We start from the raw sequence: 18,938 nt of genomic DNA on the forward strand, positions 1-18,938 counted from the left end.
ACTTCGAGAACCGTGGACTGAGATCAGCCGGATGGCTCGATCATCGTGGGCTCCACGAAGCAGACTGTCCGCATGAGCAAGCTGTCCGTGGGATTCGTCGGGCTCGGAGTGATGGGTCAGCCCATCGCGCTGAATCTGGTGCGAGCGGGTCAGCCACTGCTCGTCTGGAACCGGACGGCTGACCGGACCCGAGCACTGGCCAACGAAGGCGCCCGGGTGGCCGAGACCTCGGCAGAGGTCTTTGCGCGTTCGTCAGTAGTCATCCTGATGCTTGCCAACGCTGAGGCCGTTGACGAGGTCCTTGGGCGCGGAGACCCGGTATTCGGGGTGCGGGTCGCGAACCGTCTCATCGTCTCGATGGGGACGACGTCACCGGCGTACTCCGCGGGACTCGAAGCCGACATCCGCGCGCATGGTGGACGCTACGTCGAGGCGCCGGTGTCAGGGTCGCGAACCACCGCCGAAGCCGGTCAACTGGTGGGAATGCTCGCGGGAGAAGCCGAGGGGGTCCAGGTCGCCCAACCGCTCCTGCAGTCACTGTGCCGCGACGTGGCGGTGTGCGGGCCCGTTCCACACGCGTTGCTCATGAAGCTTGCCGTCAACACGTTCCTGATCACGCAGGTCACTGGGCTCGCGGAGTCGTTCCACCTCGCCAAGCAACAGGGGCTTGATCTCGAACAGCTGGTGCGCGTGTTGGACGCCGGCCCCATGGCCAGCACCACGATGCGGCTGAAGGCGTCGATGATGCTCGCGGACGACTTCCCGGTGCAGGCGTCCATCAAGGACGTGTCGATGAACACGCGGCTGATCACCGAGGCGGCCGACGAGTCGGGGATCCAGGTCCCGCTCATGGACGCGTGCCACGCGCTTTTCACCGAGGCGTCCGCGCTCGGACTGGGAGCGGAGGACATGGCGGTGGTCCTCAAGGCGCTCGAGGCCCGCGAGGCCCGCGAGGCCCGCGAGGCCCGAGCAAGCGGACCGGTCAGCGACCCTCAGCAATGATCCGGGCGATGTTGCGCTCGGCCAGCGCCACGATGGTCAGGGTCGGGTTCGCCGTGGCCGTGCTGCCCGGGATGGCCGCAGCGTCGAGGACATAGAGACCTTCATAGCCCTTGACCCGGCCGTAGCCATCGGTCGTCTGGCCGAGCACGGCGCCACCGAGCGGGTGGGCGGTGAACTGGGTCTGGACGTCGGGGATGCCCAGGAGTGGGAAGCCCGTCCCGACACCGTTGGCCTCGGCGAGTGTGTCGTGGACGCGCCGCATCGCCTTCTCGGCCTCCAGGTTGCCGTCGACGTGGAAGTCGAGGAGGACGTCATCCTTGGTCGAGTCGTAGCGGAACGTGCCACGGTTCGGGTCCATGACCATGCCGAGCGAGGGCAGGGTCGCGGCATTGAGCTGGAGGCCGAGGCTGTACCAGTTCTCCAGGCGCGTGGGCAGTCCATCGTTGTCGTCGAGGAGCGAGCTCGCCGACGGTGACCCCTGGACGAGCCCGGCCGACAGCGCGGGGGACCGCACCAGGCCGCCGTCCCCGTTCGTGCCCCACCCCTCGCCGACACTGTCGTCGAGTCGGGGGAGCGTGCCCTCGGCCTGCGCGCGCACGAGAAGCTCCGAGGTCCCGACCGATCCTGCTCCCAGGACGAGCCGGGCGCAGGTCACGGTCCGGCGGCGGACGGTGTCGCCCGCGGCGGTGACGACGCGGACCTCGACGGTGTATCTGCCGGCAGCATTGCGGCCGATGCGCTCCACGACGTGACCGTGATGGATGCGGACCTTGCCGGTGGCTTCGGCCTGCGGAAGGTAGTTGAGGGTCAGGTCGAACTTGGCGCCGTTGGCGTTGCCGTAGTTGCTCTCCCCGATGACTGCCGACTTGCGGCTGCGGCCCTGGATCTCGGCACGGACGACGTCCCAGTCCCAGATGCCGTCGAGGCGCTCGGTGGCATAGCCAGCGACACGTGCGTGCTCGTCCCAGACTCGGGAGTGCCCGAACGGGCTGCTGCGATAGATGTCTGCTGGCATGGGCGACGCCTTGAGCATCTGCCGCGCCTTCGGATACCACTCTTTGTGCATCTCGGGTTGGGAGACGGTGGACCCGAAGACGTGCTCGAAGTATTGCTTCGGCGGCTCGAGCAGCACACCGGTGAAGACGATCGACCCACCGCCGACGCACGCGCCTCGCCACACCCGGATGTTGTCGTAGTGGACGTCGTCGAAGACCCCGCCGAAGTTGTCGGACGGGACCGGGATGCCCGTGACGCCGGTGAAGCTGCGTTGGTGCCAGAACGCTCGACCATCGGGCACCGTGTCGCCAGCGTGGATGCGGCGCCACGGGTCCCGCGGCCAACGCGACCCGCGTTCGAGCATGGAGACCTGGGCGCCGGCCTGACCCAACCGCAGGGCAGCGACCGCCGCGCCGAAGCCGCTGCCGATGACGAGCACCTCGGAGTGGCTGGGCACGTCAGGGGCAGCCCGGAAGAGCTCGGGGACCGCCGTCCTGTGGAGCAGATGCGAGGCCCGGTCGAGGAGATTCACCCTGGCTGAGCCGTCCGGCAAAGGGTTGGCATGAGCCGGCTGCGGCAGCGCCGTCAGGGCTCCAATGCTGGCTGCGCCAGCGAGCAAAGTGCGACGGGGAACGTGTGTGCCAGGCATGCTCGGACCTCTCTGTCCGTTCCGTGGTTCGGGGATTCTGCGAGGTTACTGGCCGACAAGCTCGCTGGCCACCACGATGAGACGGCCACCACGAAGAGAGAGGGGCACGACGAGGAGACCGGAACCACAGCGCTCCCCTCAGCCAACATGGCTGAGGGGAGCACGCGGCATACGCGGCGTAGTGGTTTCGGTGACTAGCTGCTCAGGGAAGCCGCGTTCACGGGGTACGGGTAGGTCTCTTCGCGATCCTGGAAGGCGAGGATCGCCGGGTTGCGGATCTCGCCGTCCTGGATCTCGACGGCCCGCTCGATCGTCGTCTCCTTGGCCCACGCGTCAGGACCGGACAGGACCGTGCGCAGGTGCGGCAGCAACGCTTCGCTGTTGACCCACGTCGCCGAGTTCCAGAGATAGGACGGCGTGTGGTCGACGGCGTAGTAGGTCATGTTGTTGCCGACGGTGAAGGTCGGGTCCTCGAAGCTCGTCGGGCGCGCCCAGCTGAAGCCCATGCCCTCATCGCACGACACGTCGACGACGAGACTGCCCGGACGGAACTTGCCGAGATCCTTCTCCTGGAGGAAGGTCCACGGTGACGAGGTGTCCTGCAGCACGCAGTTGACGACGATGTCGTTGTCCGCGAGATAGGACGCGAGCGGGATGCGCCCCTCGTTGGTCACGGCACAGGTCTGTGACGGGTCGTCATCGTCATGGTCGAGGTGGACGATCTGCACCGAGTGGATCGGCGACGCGACCGCGGCGACCTTGCGGCTCGTGAGCACCCGGACGTCGTCGATGCCCTGCGCACTCAGTGCGGTCACCGCGCCACGAGCCGTCGCACCGAAGCCGATGACGACCGCTCGCATCCGTCGCCCGTAGGTGCCGGTCGTGCCGGACAGGGCGAGGGCGTGCAGCACCGAGCTGTAGCCGGCGAGCTCGTTGTTGAGGTGGAACACGTGCAGGAGGAAGCTGCCGTCACGAGCCCAGTGGTTCATGGCCTCGAAGGCGATGAGGGTGAGCTTGCGGTCGATCGCCTCCTGGGTGAGCGCGGTGTCCTGGACACAGTGCGGCCACCCCCAGACGATCTGCCCGTCGCGCAGCTCCGCAAGGTCCTCGGACTGCACCTTGGGCTGCAGGATGATGTCGCATTCGGCGATGAGCTCGGCGCGCGTCCGGATCCCACCGAGCTGTCCGGCCAGCGTCTCGTCGGAGACACCGAACGGCAGGCCGTAGCCCTGCTCGACAAAGATCTGCGCCCGCAGCTCGGGGTCGATCCGGTCGACGTGGTCGGGGTGGATCGGGAGCCGGTGCTCATTCTCCTTGCGGGAGTGCGCCATCACACCCAGCGTGAGCAGCGAACTGGAGTTGGCCTCAGCGCTTCTTGCCATGCAGCGTCGTCTCGATTCCGGTGGCTTCGGCGGCCTTCGACTTCTTGTCCGCCCGCTTTTCCTTGATGGACTTGCCGGACTTCTTGGTCAACGCGTGGCGTGGTGACTTGTCGGACATGATCAGTCCTTCGGTGGGGAGACCCGAAGGGTCCCGCTGTTCGGAGACTACGCCCCGCTGGGTCCGCCCCACCACGTCTGGAGATGCTCCCGGCTAGTAGGCCTGCATCCCCGTGCCCTTGCGGGTCGTCGCGGTCAGGAACGCGTGCCAGTGCGACTGCGACGTCGTGAGCGAGCCGCCCTTGCCGATCTGCGCGAGCACCTCGTTGGAGTGCTGGATCGTCTGGTTGCCATAGACCCCGTCGATCCCGGTGCCCTTGCCCCACACGTAGTTGAGCATCGCCTGGATCGAGTTCGTCTGGGTGCCGCTCTTGGACAGCACCGACAGGCCCGCACCCGAACGCGAGTTGTCGACGTGGAAGTGGTTGTGGTGAGCGGTGTTGTAGAGGTAGGTCAGCGTGTGCTCGAAGTGCAGGTGCAGGCTCGCTGCCGCCGCCCAGTACTGGATGCGCACACCGGTCAGCTCCGTGCCCGTCCACGCCTTCCACGTGTCGTAGCGCGCACTGAAGTGGCGGGTCGTCCCCGTCCAGGCGCTCGCGATGTCGAAGGCGCGACCGTAGTTGTGCAGGGAGACGCAGCCGTCGCCCCGGTCGACGTAGGCGCCGTAGGAGTCGATCCGGTTCATCACCGGATAGGGCGTGTTCGCGTCCCAGAAGCTCTGCCACACCTTGAGTCGCGAGTGCATCGTCGTGTTGAAGCGGAAGCTCGCTGCCGCACTCGTCGGCTCGTAGTAGAGCGCGGCGGAGTTGATGGTGTTCTGGTAGGGCATCGTCGTCTCGGTGACACACGCAGCCGCGAGAGCGCCTGCGGCAGAACGGTTTTCGTCACCTACCGGGCCGGTCCCACGAGGATCTGCGTATGCCGGTGTGCTGGCGATCGCCGCGAACCCGGCGGCCGTGAGCCCACCGAGATTGAGGACGGCCCGGCGGTTGAGGGGGCTGCGGGTGGCCGAGGGCGCGGGCTGGGGGGTGGACTGCTCGTTCACGTCTGACTCCTGGTGAAGGGTGCTGGGACGGACGATTTCAGGCTAGGGGTGCGGCCCAGTTCCTGCCACATATGAGCGTGGGGTCGGCCCGGGATGTGACAAATTCACCTGGCGGAGGTCTTGCTCCGGGCCAATGCCGCACCTACTGCACAGTAAGTGGGGTGATCACCCCACTTACTGTGCAGTAGGTGCTGCGACGTCGCCGGGTGGCCGAGCGAGCGGGCGAGCGGGCGAGAGGTGCCCTCAGGCTGACGCGCGGGGGGTCGTCTGCTCGATGTGGGTGGCGAGGGTGGTTCGCAGCTTTGCCGCCTTGCGCAGCGTCAACAGCGACACGAGCTCTTCGTGTTCACGCACGAGCCCGAGCATGTGCTGACTGTCGGTCGGCTCACCCAGCCGCCCGAGCCGGACGAAGGCGCCCAGCTGCGCGAGCATCCGGGACAGGGTCGGCATGCGCGCCACCTCGGCCAATGCCAGGTGGAACTCCTCGTCGAGCCGGAGGAAGGTTTCCGCATCGTCGGCCTCGGCACAGCGCAGCTGCTTGAGGAGCAGGAGGCCCAGACGGTCGAGGTCGTCCTCATCGCGCAACTCGCAGGCCGCCACTGCTGCGGCTCCCTCGAGGGCGACCCGCAGCGTCGTGATCTCGCGCCGGTGCTCCGGTGACACGTCGACGACGAGCAGTTGGCGACGCGCCCCGGTCTGCAACAGCCCGTCGCTCTGCAGACGGCGCAGGGCCTCGCGGACGGGGGTGCGGGACACCGAGTGCTGCTGCGCCAACACCACCTCGTCGAGAGGTGTCCCGGGCGTGAGGGTGCCCGACATGATGTCGTCGAGCACCGCCAGCCGCACGCGATCGGCCTTGGTCGAAGGCGCGGAGGTCGAAGCCCTGGGGGTCACGGGCAGTGACCCTACTTCGCGAAGATCTGTGACTCGTCGGCGAAGGCCTTGAACTCCATCGCGTTGCCGGCAGGGTCGAGGAAGAACATCGTCCACTGCTCGCCGGGCTGACCCTCGAACCGCAGATAGGGCTCGATCACGAACGTGGACCCTGCGGTCTTCATCTTCTCGGACAGTGCGTGGAAGTCGTCGATCGAGAGCACGGCGCCGAAGTGGGGCACCGGCACCTCGTGCGAGTCGACGTGGTTGTGGCCGGCCGGGCCGGGGTGGACCGGCACCTCGTGGGTCACGACCTGGTGTCCAAAGAAGTTCCAGTCGATCCACTGCTCGGCCGAGCGACCCTCGGACAAGCCGAGGATGCCGCCATAGAACGCCCGCGCTGCGGCGATGTCGTCGACGGGGATGGCGAGGTGGAAACACGGGCGAGCGGTCACGGCATACTCCTCAGTTGTTGTGTGCAAGTGCATCTAATGTATACATAAGTCCCTCGACGAGGCAACCCTGAGGCGCGTAGCGTCGCGATCGTGACCTTCGACATGGCAGGTGCAGGCGAGGCCTATGGCAGGTTCATGGGTCGCTACTCCGAGCCGCTGGCACCGGTATTCGCCGATTGGGTCGGGGTGCGGCGCGGTGAGCGCGTCCTCGATGTCGGCTGTGGTCCGGGCGCGCTCAGCGGCGTGCTCATCGACCGCGTCGGCGTCGGCCGCGTTGTCGCAGTGGATCCGTCAGAGCCGTTCGTCGAGTCGATCCATGGCCGCTTCCCGGACCTCGAAGTGCACCGCTCGCCCGCCGAGCAGTTGCCGTTCACCGATGCCCACTTCGACCAGACGCTCGCTCAGCTCGTCGTGCACTTCATGCAGGACCCACTGACGGGCATGGCCGAGATGGCTCGCGTGACGCGACGCGGCGGCACGGTCGCGGCCTGCGTCTGGGACCTTGCCGGCAACCGATCCCCACTCAGCCACTTCTGGGCAGCCGTGCGGCGCCTCGATCCCCACGCGACCGACGAGTCCTGGGCCTTCGGTGCCCGGGAAGGTCAGCTGGCCGAGCTTGCCACCGACGCGGGCCTCGCGGACGTGGAGTCGTCTGAGCTCGCGGTCACGGTGTCGCACTCCAGCTTCGACGAGTGGTGGGAGCCCTACACGTTGGGCATCGGTCCGGCGGGCGACCATGTCGCGTCCCTGGATGCGGCGGGGCGCGATGCCCTGCGCGAGGAGTGTCGACGGACTCTCCCCGGTGGCGCGTTCGAGGTCACGGCCGTCGCCTGGGCCGTTCGCGCGCACGCCTGATCGGCATCCCGCCCTTGTGTGTCGACTGGTGGCGCGACAAGGATGAGGGCAGGAAGTCCACCTCGATCAAGGAGTCCCCATGGCAGGAACAACCCGCACCGCGACGAACCACTGGGAAGGCGACCTCTTCACCGGAAGCGGACAGGTCACGCTCGAGTCCTCCGGCCTGGGCACGTTCGACGCCAACTGGCCGTCCCGCGCCGAGGCGGCGAACGGCAAGACGAGCCCCGAGGAGCTCATCGCCGCGGCGCACTCGTCCTGCTTCAACATGGCGTTCTCCAACGGTCTGGCCACGGCCGGCACCCCGCCGACGACGCTCGACACGACCGCAGCGGTGACGTTCGTGCCCGGCACCGGCATCACCGGGATCGCCCTCAAGGTCGTGGGCGCCGTGCCCGACATGTCCGCCGAGGACTTCCAGGCCGCTGCCGAGGACGCCAAGGCCAACTGCCCGGTGAGCCAGGCCCTCAAGGCCGTCCCCATCACCCTCGAGGCCACCCTCTCCGAGTGACACGACGTCTGCGTGTCCAGCGGCTCGGCCTCGCCCTGATCAAGGGCACCCGCCACACGGACCGCGACGAGATCGAGCTCGACCCGCATGGCCCCGTCGGCGACCGCACCTTCTGCCTCGTCGACGGGGCCACGCAACGTGTGCTGCGCACGGTCGAGAACCCGTCCCTGGTCCAGCTCGTCGCCCAGGACCTCGGTGACCGGCTGGCCGTGACGACCCCGAACGGGCACACGACGGAGGCGACGACGCAAGATGCCGCGGACGGCATACAGGTCGCTGACTATTGGGGACGAGGCGCGCGAATTCGCCTGCAGGACAGCGAACTCAGCGCGGCCATCTCTCAGCACCTCGGACGCGAGGTGGTATTGGCGCGTGCAGAGCGCGGTGACGTCGTCTATGCCGACCCGATCTCCATGGTCACCACAGGTGCATTGCACCGCCTCTCCGAGGCGATCACAGCCAGCGGGTATGCCGGCCCGCCGGCTCTCGATGTCCGCTTCCGGGCCACTGTCACGGTGGATGCAGACGAGGATCCGGCGCCAGGCACGCGCGTGCAGCTCGGGTCGGCGATCGTGGAGGTGGGCGAGCCGCTGGAGCGCTGCGCCGTGATCGACCTGGATCCAAACACGGGCGAGCGAGTGCTCCCGAGGCTGCTCGAGCACGTGCGGAGTGATGACGGACTGCTCTTCGGCGTCGGCGCGCGCGTCGTCCGCCCCGGTCGCGTGACTCGGTTGCTCTCTGACTGAGGGTGTCCTCCCCTCCTCGCCTGGGCTAGGCCTCTGGTGCTGCTCTGGGCCGCGCGATACCGACGGCAGCTCTCTTGTGGGAGGGCTCTCAGGGGTCGTTGTTAGCGTGGTTTCGGTCGGGGTTGCGCCTCGGACCGGCGTAGGGTGCCTAGGCGCGAATTCGGTTGCCAGAGTGGCGAATTCAGCCCAGGTCGCAGGGCCGAAACTCTTGACAACCGAACACCAGTTCGACGAGAATTGAGGCATGAGCGAGACACCTGCGACCGACGTGGCGCGACTGCGCGCGGCGTTGGAGGGTGCCCGTGACGCGCTGGCCTGTGATGCTGCCGGGGTGGGTCCGTTGGGGGACGTGCTGACCCGGTTGAGCGGTCCGGAGCTGGCGGAGTTCATGCGGCTCGCCGATGACGTGAAGGCGCGTGCGGGGGCCGCCCAGATCAGGGTCACCGCAGAGGCCGCACACCGGGGCGAGTTCACCTCGGCTCGTCGTGGTGTCGGTTCGGTGCACGGGTGGGTGAGGGACAACGCACCCTCGTTGCGGCAGGACGGCGCGGGCCACATTGCTCAGCTGGCGCAGGATGTGGCGTGCTCGGTGCCGGGCGGGTTGTGGTCCACCCAAGGTCCAGGTGCGGGGGCCTACGCCGACCCGGACCAGCCCGAAGGCATCGTGTGGGCGCGGGTGATCACCGGGGAGGTCGGTGCCCGGTTGGGGCTGAAGGTGTTGCGGGAGATCTCCCGGATGGAGGAGATGTTGATGCCGCAGGCTGTGCCGACCGTCGCGAAGGCGATGACTGACTTCGGGGTGCAGTGGGGCGCTGGTGAGGTCCCGAAGGTGCGGACCGAGATGATCGCCCGGTTCGGGCGCCCGGGTGAACTGGATGATGTGCAGGACCGGTTGCGCTCGGGGGCCTACCTGTCCAGCCCCCGGCTCAACGACGGTGACGTCACGGCGTACGAGCTGGCGTTGACCCCGCAGCAGGCCGCGATGTTGGAGGCCGCGATCGGTCCGTTGTCGAGACCTGCACCCAACGAGGTCACGGGGGAACGAGACCTGCGTCCCGCGGGGCAGCGTCGCGCCGAAGCACTGGCCGCGGTGTGTGGACGGGTCGCAGGTGAGGATGCCGCCGCGAAAGCCACCCCCGGTGGGGCGTCCACCACGGTGCATGTGGGGATCAACCTTGACGACTTGCTGTCCCTTTTCCCCGACACCGACACCGACACCGACACTGACATGGGCGCCACCGAGACTGAGCACACTGTCGATGCCTCGGCCGGGGCTGGTGCGGGTGTGAAGGCGGGGTGTGGGCGGGTGATGGTGTCGCGGGCGCAAGCCACGGTGCTGTCACCGGCGATCGTGCGACAGATGGCGTGTGACGCCGACATCATCCCGGTCGTGTTCGGTGCCGACGGGGAGATCCTCGATGTCGGCCGTGCGGTCCGACTGTTCACCGAGGGTCAACGCCGCGCCCTGTGGCACCGCGACAAGACCTGCACCTACCCGGGCTGTGATGTCCCGGCGGGGTGGGCCAAAGCGCACCACCTCATTCACTGGGTCGACGGTGGCCCCACGGATCTGGGCTACGCGGCGTTGTTGTGTCAACGCCACCACACCCACGTCCACGACAAGCGACTCATCGCCGCCGTGCACCCACCCGACGAGCACGGCGCGTCGGTCACCTGGGACCTGAGTCCGGGGTCCTACGACCGTGACCTGCCCACACACCTGAACCAGATCCGGCGCGAGCGCGCGAAGCAACGCGCGACCGCGCAACAACGAGCAGCGCAACGAGCCCGCCTCGACACCGGACCACCCGACCCCTGGGTCGACCAGCCACCCGAACACGTCATCCAAGCCTGGGTCGAGGAGTGGATGGCCGACGAGCAGGACCGCGAACGCTGGGAAACCCGGCGCAACGCCGAGTTCGACGACGCCCTCGCCACCATGCTCGACGAAGAACGCACCAACACCGCCTGACCGGTGGTGGGTCAGTGGTGGGTCGGTCCGGGTCCACCTATGTCAGACCATCAGCCGAAGGCAGCTTCGGTGAGCTGCTCGGAGGCCTTGGTGAAGAGGTCGTTCAGCTCGCCCGCGGGATAGCGGGACGCCAGCTCGGCCGCAGCCATAGCGCCACCGAGCAGCGTCGACTGCTTGATCTCCTTGCGCCAGTCCCTGCGCGGGTCGGGCTCCGGGATCGGTGAGGGGAACGGCCAGCGACGCGGCCAGCCCGTGCCGCACCAGTCGTCGATGTCCTCGAGAAAGGCGTGGTGCGCGGACTCGTCGCGGCCCCCGACGATGATGATTCCGCGAGCGGCAAGGAGCAGTAGGGCTCGTCCGGAGTCGATCGGCGGCAGCGGCTGCGGGTTGAGCGGGCTCAGCCGTTCGTGGAAGCGACGCAGACCCTGAGGTCCGCCGCCGACGACCTCCCAGACGCGGTCGTCGATCAATGCGATGAAATCGAGCCGGTCGAACCCTGATCGTGCCGTGTGCTGGTGGGCCAGCGCCTTGATGACATCCGTTGCAGTGGGCATGACACTCCTCCTGAGTTCCGTGACGACCCAGTCGGGTCGTCATGATGAAGGAGGAGGCGAGCGCTGCCCAGATACCTGCTTCGTGTGCCAGAGGCTGTCCGATCAGTCGCGGGTGGGCAGGCGCTCGTCGAGCCACGCGAGCACGTCGGTCGTGACCTCGTCGCGGATCGTGTCGTTGAGCAGCTCGTGGCGGCCGTCCGGATAGAGCGTCGTGGTGACGTCGGTGACGCCGGCCGTGCGGTACTTGTCGGCAACCTCGCGAGGACCCTTGCCGTTGTCGCCGACGGGGTCGAGCTCTCCGGACATGACGAGGATGGGCAGGTCCGGGGGCACGGCGGCAAACGCGCCGCTGCTGTTGACCTGTTGCACTCCGCCGAGGAGATCGGTGAAGAAGGCAGCAGAGAACACGTTGCCGCACAGCGGGTCTGCGACGTACTTGTCAACCTCGGCCTCGTCACGTGACAGCCAGTCGAAAGCGGTCCGGTTCGGTTTGAACTTCGCGTTGTACTGACCGAACGTGAGCTTGTCCATGAGCCCGGACGGATGGCGCCGGCCGCGAAGCCGCGCCTGCACCCCTGACAGCCGCTTGCCGACGGACGCGACGGGACCCGGGTCGCCGGCGGTGCTGCTGAGGATGAGCGCCGCGAGGCGGGCGCCGTGCTGGGCGGCATACGCACGGCTGAGGAACGAGCCCATGCTGTGTCCGAAGAGCACGAGCGGGACCCCGGAGTGCTCGGCCTGCGCGAACTCGCTCACCGAGCTGAGGTCCGAGACGACTGTCGCGAACCCGTCGCGGTCGGCGAAGTAGCCGTGATCGGCAGGCGAGGCCGTCTGGCCGTGGCCCCGGTGGTCGTTTGCGTAGACGGCGTAGCCAGCACCCGTCAACGCCTCGGCAAACCGCTCGTAGCGCGCCGCGTGCTCGGCCATCCCGTGCGCGATCTGCACGATGCCTCGTGCGGGCTTCTGGGCAACAGGCCCATCGGGCAGCCAGCGGTAGGTGTGCAGCGACGTGCCATCTGCGGCACTGACGGCAAGGGTGCTCGACTCCATTGACGGCTCCTGGTGAGGGTTGGGCTCGGCTGCCGACGCTACCTGCTGGCCGTCGCGAGGGTCAGGTGATGTGACGAGCGCGCCGCCAGGCGAGACGCCTCCTCGTCTTTCCCGCCGTCGGCCAGGTCTCGAGCCGTGACGAACGAACCCCGCGGGACTCTCACCAGCATGCTGGCAGGTCCCGCGGGGTTCGCGAAGGTTGGTGCGTGAAGAGGTGGTGCTGGGTCAGCCGCGGTAGCCGCGCGACTGCGACGAGAACGTCGCTGCGCCGCCCGAGCCACTGTTGCCGCCGGAGCGACGCGGGCCACCACTGCGCTGGCCACCAGCGGAACGCTGCCCACCGGAGGAACGCTGACCGCCACCCGCACCCTGGCCGCCACCGGTGGGCGAGCCACCGCGTGAGGCACCGGAACGAGGGGCGCCAGAGCGAGGGGCGCCCGAACGCTGGCCGCCGGCGCGAGGGGCGCCGGAGCGAGCGCCACGGGGACCGCCGGAGCGCTGACCTCCGCCGCCACCCCCGCGCTGACCGCTGCCCTGGGTCGAGGCACCGGGGACGATGAACGCGCCGGGGAAGGTGCGCTCACCCGGTGCGAGCTCGGTGAGGAGCGGGTGAGTGGCGTTGACCTTGGTCGTGGTCGGCTTGATGCCGGCCTTGCGAGTGAGGTCGCGCACGTCGCGGATCTGGTCGTCCAGCATCAGCGTGACGACGGTGCCCGAGTTGCCCGCGCGAGCCGTGCGACCGGAGCGGTGCAGGTAGGCCTTGTGCTCGATCGGCGGGTCGGCGTGGATGACCAGGCTGACGTCGTCGACGTGAATGCCACGTGCGGCGATGTCGGTGGCGACGAGCGTGTGTGCCGTGCCGGCGTGGAAGGCGTCCATCGTCCGGGTGCGCGCGTTCTGGCTGAGGTTGCCGTGGAGCTCGACCGCGGGGATGCCCTCGGCGTTGAGCTGACGGGCGATCTTCTTGGCGCGGTGCTTGGTGCGGGTGAAGACGACCTTGCGACCGGGTGCGGCGGTGAGGTCGACGAGCACCTGCAGGTGGCCGTCGGCCGTGACGTGGAGGACGTGGTGGCTCATCGTCGAGATGGGCGACTGGGCCGAGTCGGCCTCGTGCGTCACGGGCGAGGAGAGGTAGCGCTTGACGAGGGTGTTGACGCCCGCGTCGAGCGTGGCCGAGAACAGCATGCGCTGGCCCTGGCTCGGCGTGCGGTCGAGGATGCGCTTCACGACGGGGAGGAAGCCGAGGTCGGCCATGTGGTCGGCCTCGTCGAGGATCGTGATCTCCACGGCGTCGAGGTTGACGTGACCCTGGTTCATGAGGTCCTCGAGGCGGCCCGGGCAGGCGACGACGACGTCGACACCGCGGGAGATCGCCGAGACCTGGGGGCCCTGGCCGACGCCACCGAAGACCGTCTTGGACGTGATGCCCAGCGGCTTGGCGAGCGGGGCCAGTGCCTCGTCGATCTGCGTGGCGAGCTCACGGGTCGGCGCGAGGATCAGTGCACGGGGGCGCTTCGCCTGCGCACGACGGCCGCCATTGGCGGAGAGTCGCGCAAGGAGAGGCAGGAGGAACGCGTAGGTCTTGCCGGAGCCGGTGCGGCCACGTCCGAGGACGTCGCGGCCGGCGAGGCTGTCGGGGAGGGTCGCGGCCTGGATCGGCGTGGGCGACAGGATGTCGCGCTCGGCGAGGACACGGACCAGGGCCTCGGGGACGCCGAGACGGCCGAAGCCGGCGGTGTCGTCGGAAGAGTTCTGGGCAGGGGTGGTGAGGGTGTCAGTGGACACGAAAGAGCACTCCAGAGAGTTCTGATGCAGTCGGTTCTGCCCGGCGCGTACCGAGTCACGACGAAAGATCAACGTCAGTGTTGTCCCCGTCGATTCTCTGAAGTCGCGGCGCATCGGCATCGACAGTGAGAAAGAAGAAGCAGATCCGAGGCAGAACAGTGCGGACCGCTGAGATCACTCTAGTGCCTCGACCGTGAATCTCCCGCATCGTCAACCCTGCCCGCGGCCTGTTCACAGCCTGCCCATGGACAGGCCACGAGTCGCACGTGACAGGCCACGAGTCGCACGTGGGAGGCCACGAGTCGCACATGGGCGCCCACGAGGCGCCCACCTCCTCACCGAGCGGAACGCCGCGCGGAGCATCCCGTCGGTGACCCTAGAATTGCGCCGTGGCAATGAAGCTCGTGGCGGGTGTCGACGTGGGGGGAACTCGCGTCAAGTCGGTGCTGTCCGACTCCGACGGCTCAGTGGTGTTGTCCCACACCGCTTCCACGCCCGAGCGTCCTGGCGAAGCCGTCGTTGACGTCATCTCCGACACGGTGGCGACGCTGCTCGATCTGGCCCGCGCCGACGGAGTCGACGGTGCACTCGCGGCTGTGGGCGCCGTGGTCCCGGGCCTCGTCGACGAGACGACCGGCACGGCCTCGTGGTCGGCCAACCTCGGGTGGCGAGACCTTCCCCTGCGCCAGCGCCTCCAGGACCGTTTCGATGTGCCGGTGGCCATGGGCCACGACGTCCGGGCAGGGCTGCTCGCGGAGTTCCATCTGGGCGCCGCGCAGGGCGCGCCTGACGCCCTCTTCGTCCCGTTGGGCACGGGCATCGCCAGTGCCCTGCTTGCCTCGGGACGCGTCGTCGCGGGGTCGGAGTGGACCGGCGAGATCGGCCACGTCATCGTCGAGCCCGACGGACCGGTGTGCGGCTGTGGTCGTCACGGGTGCCTCGAGGCCGTGGCCAGTGCGGCGGCGCTCGGACGGGCTTGGCGGGAGCTCGGCCGTGAGGGAGACGCTGAGACCCTCAGCCGGGCGGTCGACGCCGGCGATCCCGAAGCCATCCGCATCTGGGAGGGCGCGATCGACGCGCTCGTCCGGGTCATCGGCCCGGTGTGCGCTGCGGCCGGCACGCGACTCGTCCTCATCGGCGGCGGCCTCGCCCTCGCTGGAGCGACGTTGCTGGATCCGTTGCGCGACAACCTCGTCCACGCCATCGGACACGAACGTGTCACCGTCACCCAGGCCGCCCTCGGCGACCGCGCCGGTGCCCTTGGAGCAACTCTTCTCGCCATGGAGGCCGTCTCGTGATCTTCACCCTGACCCCCAACCCGGCGATCGACATCACGTATGCCGTGCCGAGACTTCACGTCGGCGAGAGCCACCGCGTGTCCATCACGGGAACCCACGCGGGAGGCAAGGGCCTCAACGTCGCCGGAGTGCTGGCCTGCATGAGCGTGGAACACATCGCCATCGCGGCGGTCGGAGAGCGACACCTCGGGTTCTTTGCCGAGGACGCTGCCCAGCGAGGTATTCGACTGCGAGCCGTCGAATCGTCCGTCATCACTCGGCGTTCCGTCGCGATCTTCAGCTCAGACGGTCTTGCCACAGTCCTCAACGAACAGGGGTCCCCGCAGCCGCCTGAGGTCTGGGACGAGCTGACCGGCATCGTGCGCAGCAGTTGCCGACCCGGTGACGTCTTCACTGTCTCGGGCAGCCTGCCGCCCTCGACTCCGGACGACGCCATCGTGAACCTCTGCACCGTGGCAGCTGAGGCTGGAGCCGAACTCGTCGTGGATGGGCGGGGTCGTTGGGTGACTCAGGTCCTGGAGACGATCCCGGCCCTCGTGAAGCCCAACGAGTCCGAGGCCGCGTCCATGACCGGCATCGTCGACCCGCTTCAGGCGGCTCACGCGCTCGTCGACGCAGGGGCCTGGGGCGCACTCGTCTCGCGCGGTGCCGCCGGACTCATCCTCGTCACGGCGACCGGACGGGTCATCGAGGCGCGACCGCGGACGCCGGGTGGAGGCAACGCCACCGGCGCGGGGGACGCGCTGACTGCCGCGATCTCGGCTGGCCTCCATGGCACGCCGCGCGACGAGGTCGACTGGCCGGAGGTGCTGCGAGTTGGTGTGGCCTGGTCGGCAGCGGCGGTCCGTCAGACGGTCGCAGGTGTCGTGGACCGGGCCGACGTCGAGAGCCTCCTCGACGACGTCGACATTATCGAGCACTGAAGAACCGACTTATTGCCCGTTGGGCCAGTTCGTCGCTGCGCTCCTCACTGGCCCAACGGGCAATAAGTCGGGCTAGGTGTTGGCGAGGAGTCGCAGGAGGCGTTCGGCCTCGTCGGTGACGGCGTCCCGGGCCGCCCCGATGTATTTGCGCGTGTCGACCGTCGGTGACTGCTCCAGCCGGCGGACCATCGCCACCGTCCACACCTGGTTGAGGTGGGTTGCGATGTTGACCTTGGTCATGCCGGCGGCCACCGCGGACACGAGCCCGTCATCGGGCACGCCGCTCGAACCGTGCAGCACCAACGGCATCGGCACCTGCGCCGCGATTGCCGCGATGAGGTCGATGTCGAGGACGGCGCTGCGTTCGGTCATGGCGTGCGAGCTGCCCACGGCCACGGCAAGGGCGTCCACGCCAGTCTCGGCCACGAACCGTGCGGCGTCGCCCGGGTCGGTGCGCACACCCGGCGCGTGCACACCGTCCTTGCCGCCGACCTCGCCGAGTTCGGCCTCGACGCTGATCCCTGCCGCGTGGCACTGATCGACCACGCGCCGGGTCGTCTCGCGGTTGGCGTCGTCGGAGAGCTTGGAGCCGTCGAACATCACCGAGGTGAGCCCGAGACGCACTGCTTCGTCCACGAGGGCCACGTCCTCGGCGTGATCGAGGTGCACGACGACGGGTTGCGAGCAGGCCTGCGCGATGGCCAGGGTCGCGGCCGCGATCGGCCGCAGCGACCCGTGGTAGCGCACGCAGTTCTCACTGATCTGCATGACGACTGGCAGCGAAGAGCGCTCTGCCGCAGCGGCATACGCCTCTGCATGTTCGATCTGAATGACGTTGAACGCCGCGAGGGCGCGACCTGCGGTGCGTGCCTCGGCCAGAAGCGGCGCCAGCGGTGAGAGCGTCATCAGCCGGCGGCGGTCGCGTCTTCGAGGATGATCGATCGGGTGAGATTGCGCGGCTCATCCGGGTTGATGCCGGCAGCGACAGCGCGCGCGAGGCAATAGCGGTGCAGGCGCACGAGCTCGGCCATCGGATCGATGTCACGGTGCTCGAAGTGCGCACCGGTCGCGCGGACCTGCTGGGCAAGGCCCTCGGGCACCTCCCCGATGGCCCACGTGGCGCGGCCAGGAGCGGCGATGCTGATGGGGCCGTGGCGGTATTCCATCGCGGCGTAGGACTCGGCCCAGAACTGCACGGACTCACGCAGCTTGAGGCCCGCCTCGTTGGCGAGCCCGTTGGTCCAGCCGCGGCCGAGGAAGGTCACCTGCTCCGCGTCGAAGAAGCCGGCGTATGCCGTGTCGTCCGGTTCCGCGAGCACCGCACGTGCGTCGGCGATCGCCTGATCGAGGGATTCCCCGAGCGAGGCACGCAGGAGCGCGAGAACGGTTGTGGCGAAACGGGTTTGGACGACCGACTGCTCGTCGACCTCGGGCAGGAGGATCGTCGACTCGGCCGATTCGGCGACGGCGGTGCCGGCCGTGGCGACGAGGGCGACGTGGGGCGTGCCTGCGGCCTTGAGCTGCTCGACGACCTCGATGACCTCGCTGGTCGTGCCGGACCGGGTGATGACGACAACGCGGTCATAGCCGCGCGCCAACTGGTGCTCGCTCGCGGCGAAGGCGTCCGTGACGCCCTGACCGAGGGACTCCCGCAGGACGGCATATGCCTGACCCATGAACCACGATGTGCCGCAGCCGATGGTCGCGACGCGCTCACCCGGTTTGGGCAGGAGGTCGGCGACCTCGGGCAGTCGCCGGACGACCGCTGCCCAGTCGTCGGGTTGGGTGGCGATCTCCTGCTCGAGAAACGTCATGAAGCCTTCCTCACGTTCGGGTGGTCTGCGCGAAACTGATTGAGACCTAGCCTAAGTGGGCAAAGACATGCACCACAAGCCCGTGAGGTTGCGCAAAGTGCGCGATACAGTCCTGCCATGTCTTCCCGCACCGATGCGGCCCGCGAAGCACCACGCCAGCGCGCCTCCCGCCTCTCGGCGATCCTCGACCTGCTCGCCACCGAAGGGCGGCTCAGCGTGACCGACGCGGCCGCCCACCTCGACGTCTCCGAGGCGACGATCCGACGCGACTTCGCCGAGCTCTCCCGGCGCCAGCTCGTCACCCGCAACCACGGTGGCGTGGTCGCGACGTCGGTGGCCTATGAGTTGCCCTATCGCTATCGCTCGAGCCAGAACGACTCCGGCCTCGACCGCATCGCGGCGGCGGCGGTGGCCCTCGTCGAGCCGGGCGCCGTTGTCGCCATGAATGGTGGGACCACGACGACGACCGTCGCGCGCAGTCTCACCGCGCGCGAGGACCTCAGTTCGCGCGGCCTCACGCTGGTCACGAGCGCGCTCAACATCGCGGTGGAGGCCGTCCTGCGCCCGCACGTGCGTTGCGTCTGCCTCGGTGGCATCCCTCGGCCCGAGTCCTACGAGGTGACCGGACCGTTGGCCACCGCCGGGCTGAGCCAGCTGTGGATCGACGTCGCCATCCTCGGCGTCAACGGTCTGTCGGCCCGTGAGGGTGCGACATGCCACCACGAGGACGAAGCCGCTGTGTCGCGGCTGATGGTGGAGCGAGCACGTGACGTCATCGTCGTGGCTGCCGAGTCCAAGCTCGGCGAGCGCGCGTTCACCGAGATCTGTGACGCCTCGCAGATCACCCACATCGTGACGACGGCCGACCGCAAGGACCCGCGCGTCGCCGAGCTGCGGGAGAGCGGCGCCACCGTCCACTGCGTCTGACCAGTCCCTTCTTCCGACTTATTGCCCGTTCGGCCAGTTCGTCG

General features: G+C 68.5%; 19 protein-coding genes. 8 read left to right on the forward strand and 11 right to left on the reverse strand.

Annotation, left to right across the window (positions count from 1 at the left end):
* Window positions 1-72: 72 nt before the first annotated feature.
* Window positions 73-1,002: an NAD(P)-dependent oxidoreductase gene (locus tag V6K52_RS00600; RefSeq protein ID WP_353951970.1), complete on the forward strand. Its 930-nt coding sequence runs from the start codon at window positions 73-75 to the stop codon at window positions 1,000-1,002.
* Here the strand turns inward: V6K52_RS00600 and V6K52_RS00605 are convergent.
* The 6 genes from V6K52_RS00605 to V6K52_RS00630 form a co-directional block, all read right to left on the reverse strand.
* Window positions 983-2,647: a GMC oxidoreductase gene (locus V6K52_RS00605; RefSeq protein WP_353951971.1), complete on the reverse strand. Its 1,665-nt coding sequence runs from the start codon at window positions 2,645-2,647 to the stop codon at window positions 983-985. The two genes, V6K52_RS00600 and V6K52_RS00605, sit on opposite strands and share 20 nt — an antisense overlap.
* A gap of 194 nt (window positions 2,648-2,841) precedes the next feature.
* On the reverse strand, window positions 2,842-4,029 hold the full coding sequence (locus V6K52_RS00610; protein WP_353951972.1) for a N(5)-(carboxyethyl)ornithine synthase: 1,188 nt from the start codon (window positions 4,027-4,029) through the stop codon (window positions 2,842-2,844).
* Entirely contained in the window at window positions 4,013-4,147 is a 135-nt protein-coding gene (locus V6K52_RS00615) for a hypothetical protein (protein ID WP_353951973.1), read from the reverse strand. Before V6K52_RS00615 ends, V6K52_RS00610 begins: the two co-directional genes overlap by 17 nt.
* A gap of 93 nt (window positions 4,148-4,240) precedes the next feature.
* The gene (locus V6K52_RS00620) at window positions 4,241-5,131 is read right to left on the reverse strand and encodes a hypothetical protein (RefSeq protein WP_353951974.1); all 891 of its coding nucleotides are present in this window, start codon (window positions 5,129-5,131) and stop codon (window positions 4,241-4,243) included.
* Window positions 5,132-5,374: 243 nt separating this feature from the next.
* Window positions 5,375-6,025 carry a GntR family transcriptional regulator gene (locus V6K52_RS00625; RefSeq protein ID WP_353951975.1) on the reverse strand — a complete coding sequence of 217 codons (651 nt, stop codon included), beginning with the start codon at window positions 6,023-6,025 and terminating at the stop codon, window positions 5,375-5,377.
* Window positions 6,026-6,036: 11 nt separating this feature from the next.
* Window positions 6,037-6,459 (reverse strand): VOC family protein, encoded by a 423-nt coding sequence (locus V6K52_RS00630; protein WP_353951976.1) that lies wholly within the window; start codon window positions 6,457-6,459, stop codon window positions 6,037-6,039.
* Between the two features lie 90 nt (window positions 6,460-6,549).
* Between V6K52_RS00630 and V6K52_RS00635 the strand changes: the two genes are divergently transcribed.
* The 4 genes from V6K52_RS00635 to V6K52_RS00650 all read left to right on the forward strand — a co-directional run bounded on the left by V6K52_RS00635 (window position 6,550) and on the right by V6K52_RS00650 (window position 10,543).
* A complete protein-coding gene (locus V6K52_RS00635; protein WP_353951977.1) occupies window positions 6,550-7,314 on the forward strand; it encodes a methyltransferase domain-containing protein in 765 nt (254 codons plus the stop codon).
* A gap of 79 nt (window positions 7,315-7,393) precedes the next feature.
* On the forward strand, window positions 7,394-7,825 hold the full coding sequence (locus tag V6K52_RS00640; RefSeq protein WP_353951978.1) for an OsmC family peroxiredoxin: 432 nt from the start codon (window positions 7,394-7,396) through the stop codon (window positions 7,823-7,825).
* Window positions 7,822-8,571 carry an MOSC N-terminal beta barrel domain-containing protein gene (locus tag V6K52_RS00645; RefSeq protein ID WP_353951979.1) on the forward strand — a complete coding sequence of 250 codons (750 nt, stop codon included), beginning with the start codon at window positions 7,822-7,824 and terminating at the stop codon, window positions 8,569-8,571. Before V6K52_RS00640 ends, V6K52_RS00645 begins: the two co-directional genes overlap by 4 nt.
* Before the next feature lie 244 nt (window positions 8,572-8,815).
* Window positions 8,816-10,543, forward strand: a complete 1,728-nt coding sequence (locus V6K52_RS00650; protein ID WP_353951980.1) for a DUF222 domain-containing protein — start codon at window positions 8,816-8,818, stop codon at window positions 10,541-10,543.
* A gap of 50 nt (window positions 10,544-10,593) precedes the next feature.
* Here the strand turns inward: V6K52_RS00650 and V6K52_RS00655 are convergent, their stop codons facing one another.
* The 3 genes from V6K52_RS00655 to V6K52_RS00665 form a co-directional block, all read right to left on the reverse strand.
* Complete coding sequence (locus V6K52_RS00655; protein ID WP_353951981.1) at window positions 10,594-11,097, reverse strand: hypothetical protein; 504 nt, start codon at window positions 11,095-11,097, stop codon at window positions 10,594-10,596.
* Between the two features lie 102 nt (window positions 11,098-11,199).
* Window positions 11,200-12,147 (reverse strand): alpha/beta hydrolase, encoded by a 948-nt coding sequence (locus tag V6K52_RS00660; protein WP_353951982.1) that lies wholly within the window; start codon window positions 12,145-12,147, stop codon window positions 11,200-11,202.
* Between the two features lie 225 nt (window positions 12,148-12,372).
* Window positions 12,373-13,932 (reverse strand): DEAD/DEAH box helicase, encoded by a 1,560-nt coding sequence (locus V6K52_RS00665; protein ID WP_353951983.1) that lies wholly within the window; start codon window positions 13,930-13,932, stop codon window positions 12,373-12,375.
* Window positions 13,933-14,327: 395 nt separating this feature from the next.
* On the opposite strand from V6K52_RS00665, the gene V6K52_RS00670 reads away from it, so the two are divergent.
* Window positions 14,328-15,230, forward strand: coding sequence for an ROK family protein (locus V6K52_RS00670; protein ID WP_353953833.1), 903 nt, complete (start codon window positions 14,328-14,330; stop codon window positions 15,228-15,230).
* On the forward strand, window positions 15,227-16,153 hold the full coding sequence (locus tag V6K52_RS00675) for a PfkB family carbohydrate kinase (protein ID WP_353951984.1): 927 nt from the start codon (window positions 15,227-15,229) through the stop codon (window positions 16,151-16,153). Before V6K52_RS00670 ends, V6K52_RS00675 begins: the two co-directional genes overlap by 4 nt.
* A gap of 72 nt (window positions 16,154-16,225) precedes the next feature.
* Here V6K52_RS00675 and V6K52_RS00680 read toward each other — a convergent pair whose 3' ends face one another.
* On the reverse strand, window positions 16,226-17,059 hold the full coding sequence (locus V6K52_RS00680) for a class II fructose-bisphosphate aldolase (protein ID WP_353951985.1): 834 nt from the start codon (window positions 17,057-17,059) through the stop codon (window positions 16,226-16,228).
* Entirely contained in the window at window positions 17,059-17,967 is a 909-nt protein-coding gene (locus tag V6K52_RS00685) for an SIS domain-containing protein (protein ID WP_353951986.1), read from the reverse strand. Before V6K52_RS00685 ends, V6K52_RS00680 begins: the two co-directional genes overlap by 1 nt.
* A gap of 117 nt (window positions 17,968-18,084) precedes the next feature.
* Here V6K52_RS00685 and V6K52_RS00690 point away from each other — a divergent pair, with 117 nt between their 5' ends.
* Window positions 18,085-18,894, forward strand: a complete 810-nt coding sequence (locus V6K52_RS00690) for a DeoR/GlpR family DNA-binding transcription regulator (protein WP_353951987.1) — start codon at window positions 18,085-18,087, stop codon at window positions 18,892-18,894.
* Window positions 18,895-18,938: the final 44 nt, after the last annotated feature.

The sequence above is a fragment of the Knoellia sp. S7-12 genome (genome assembly GCF_040518285.1).
Classification (GTDB): domain Bacteria; phylum Actinomycetota; class Actinomycetes; order Actinomycetales; family Dermatophilaceae; genus Knoellia.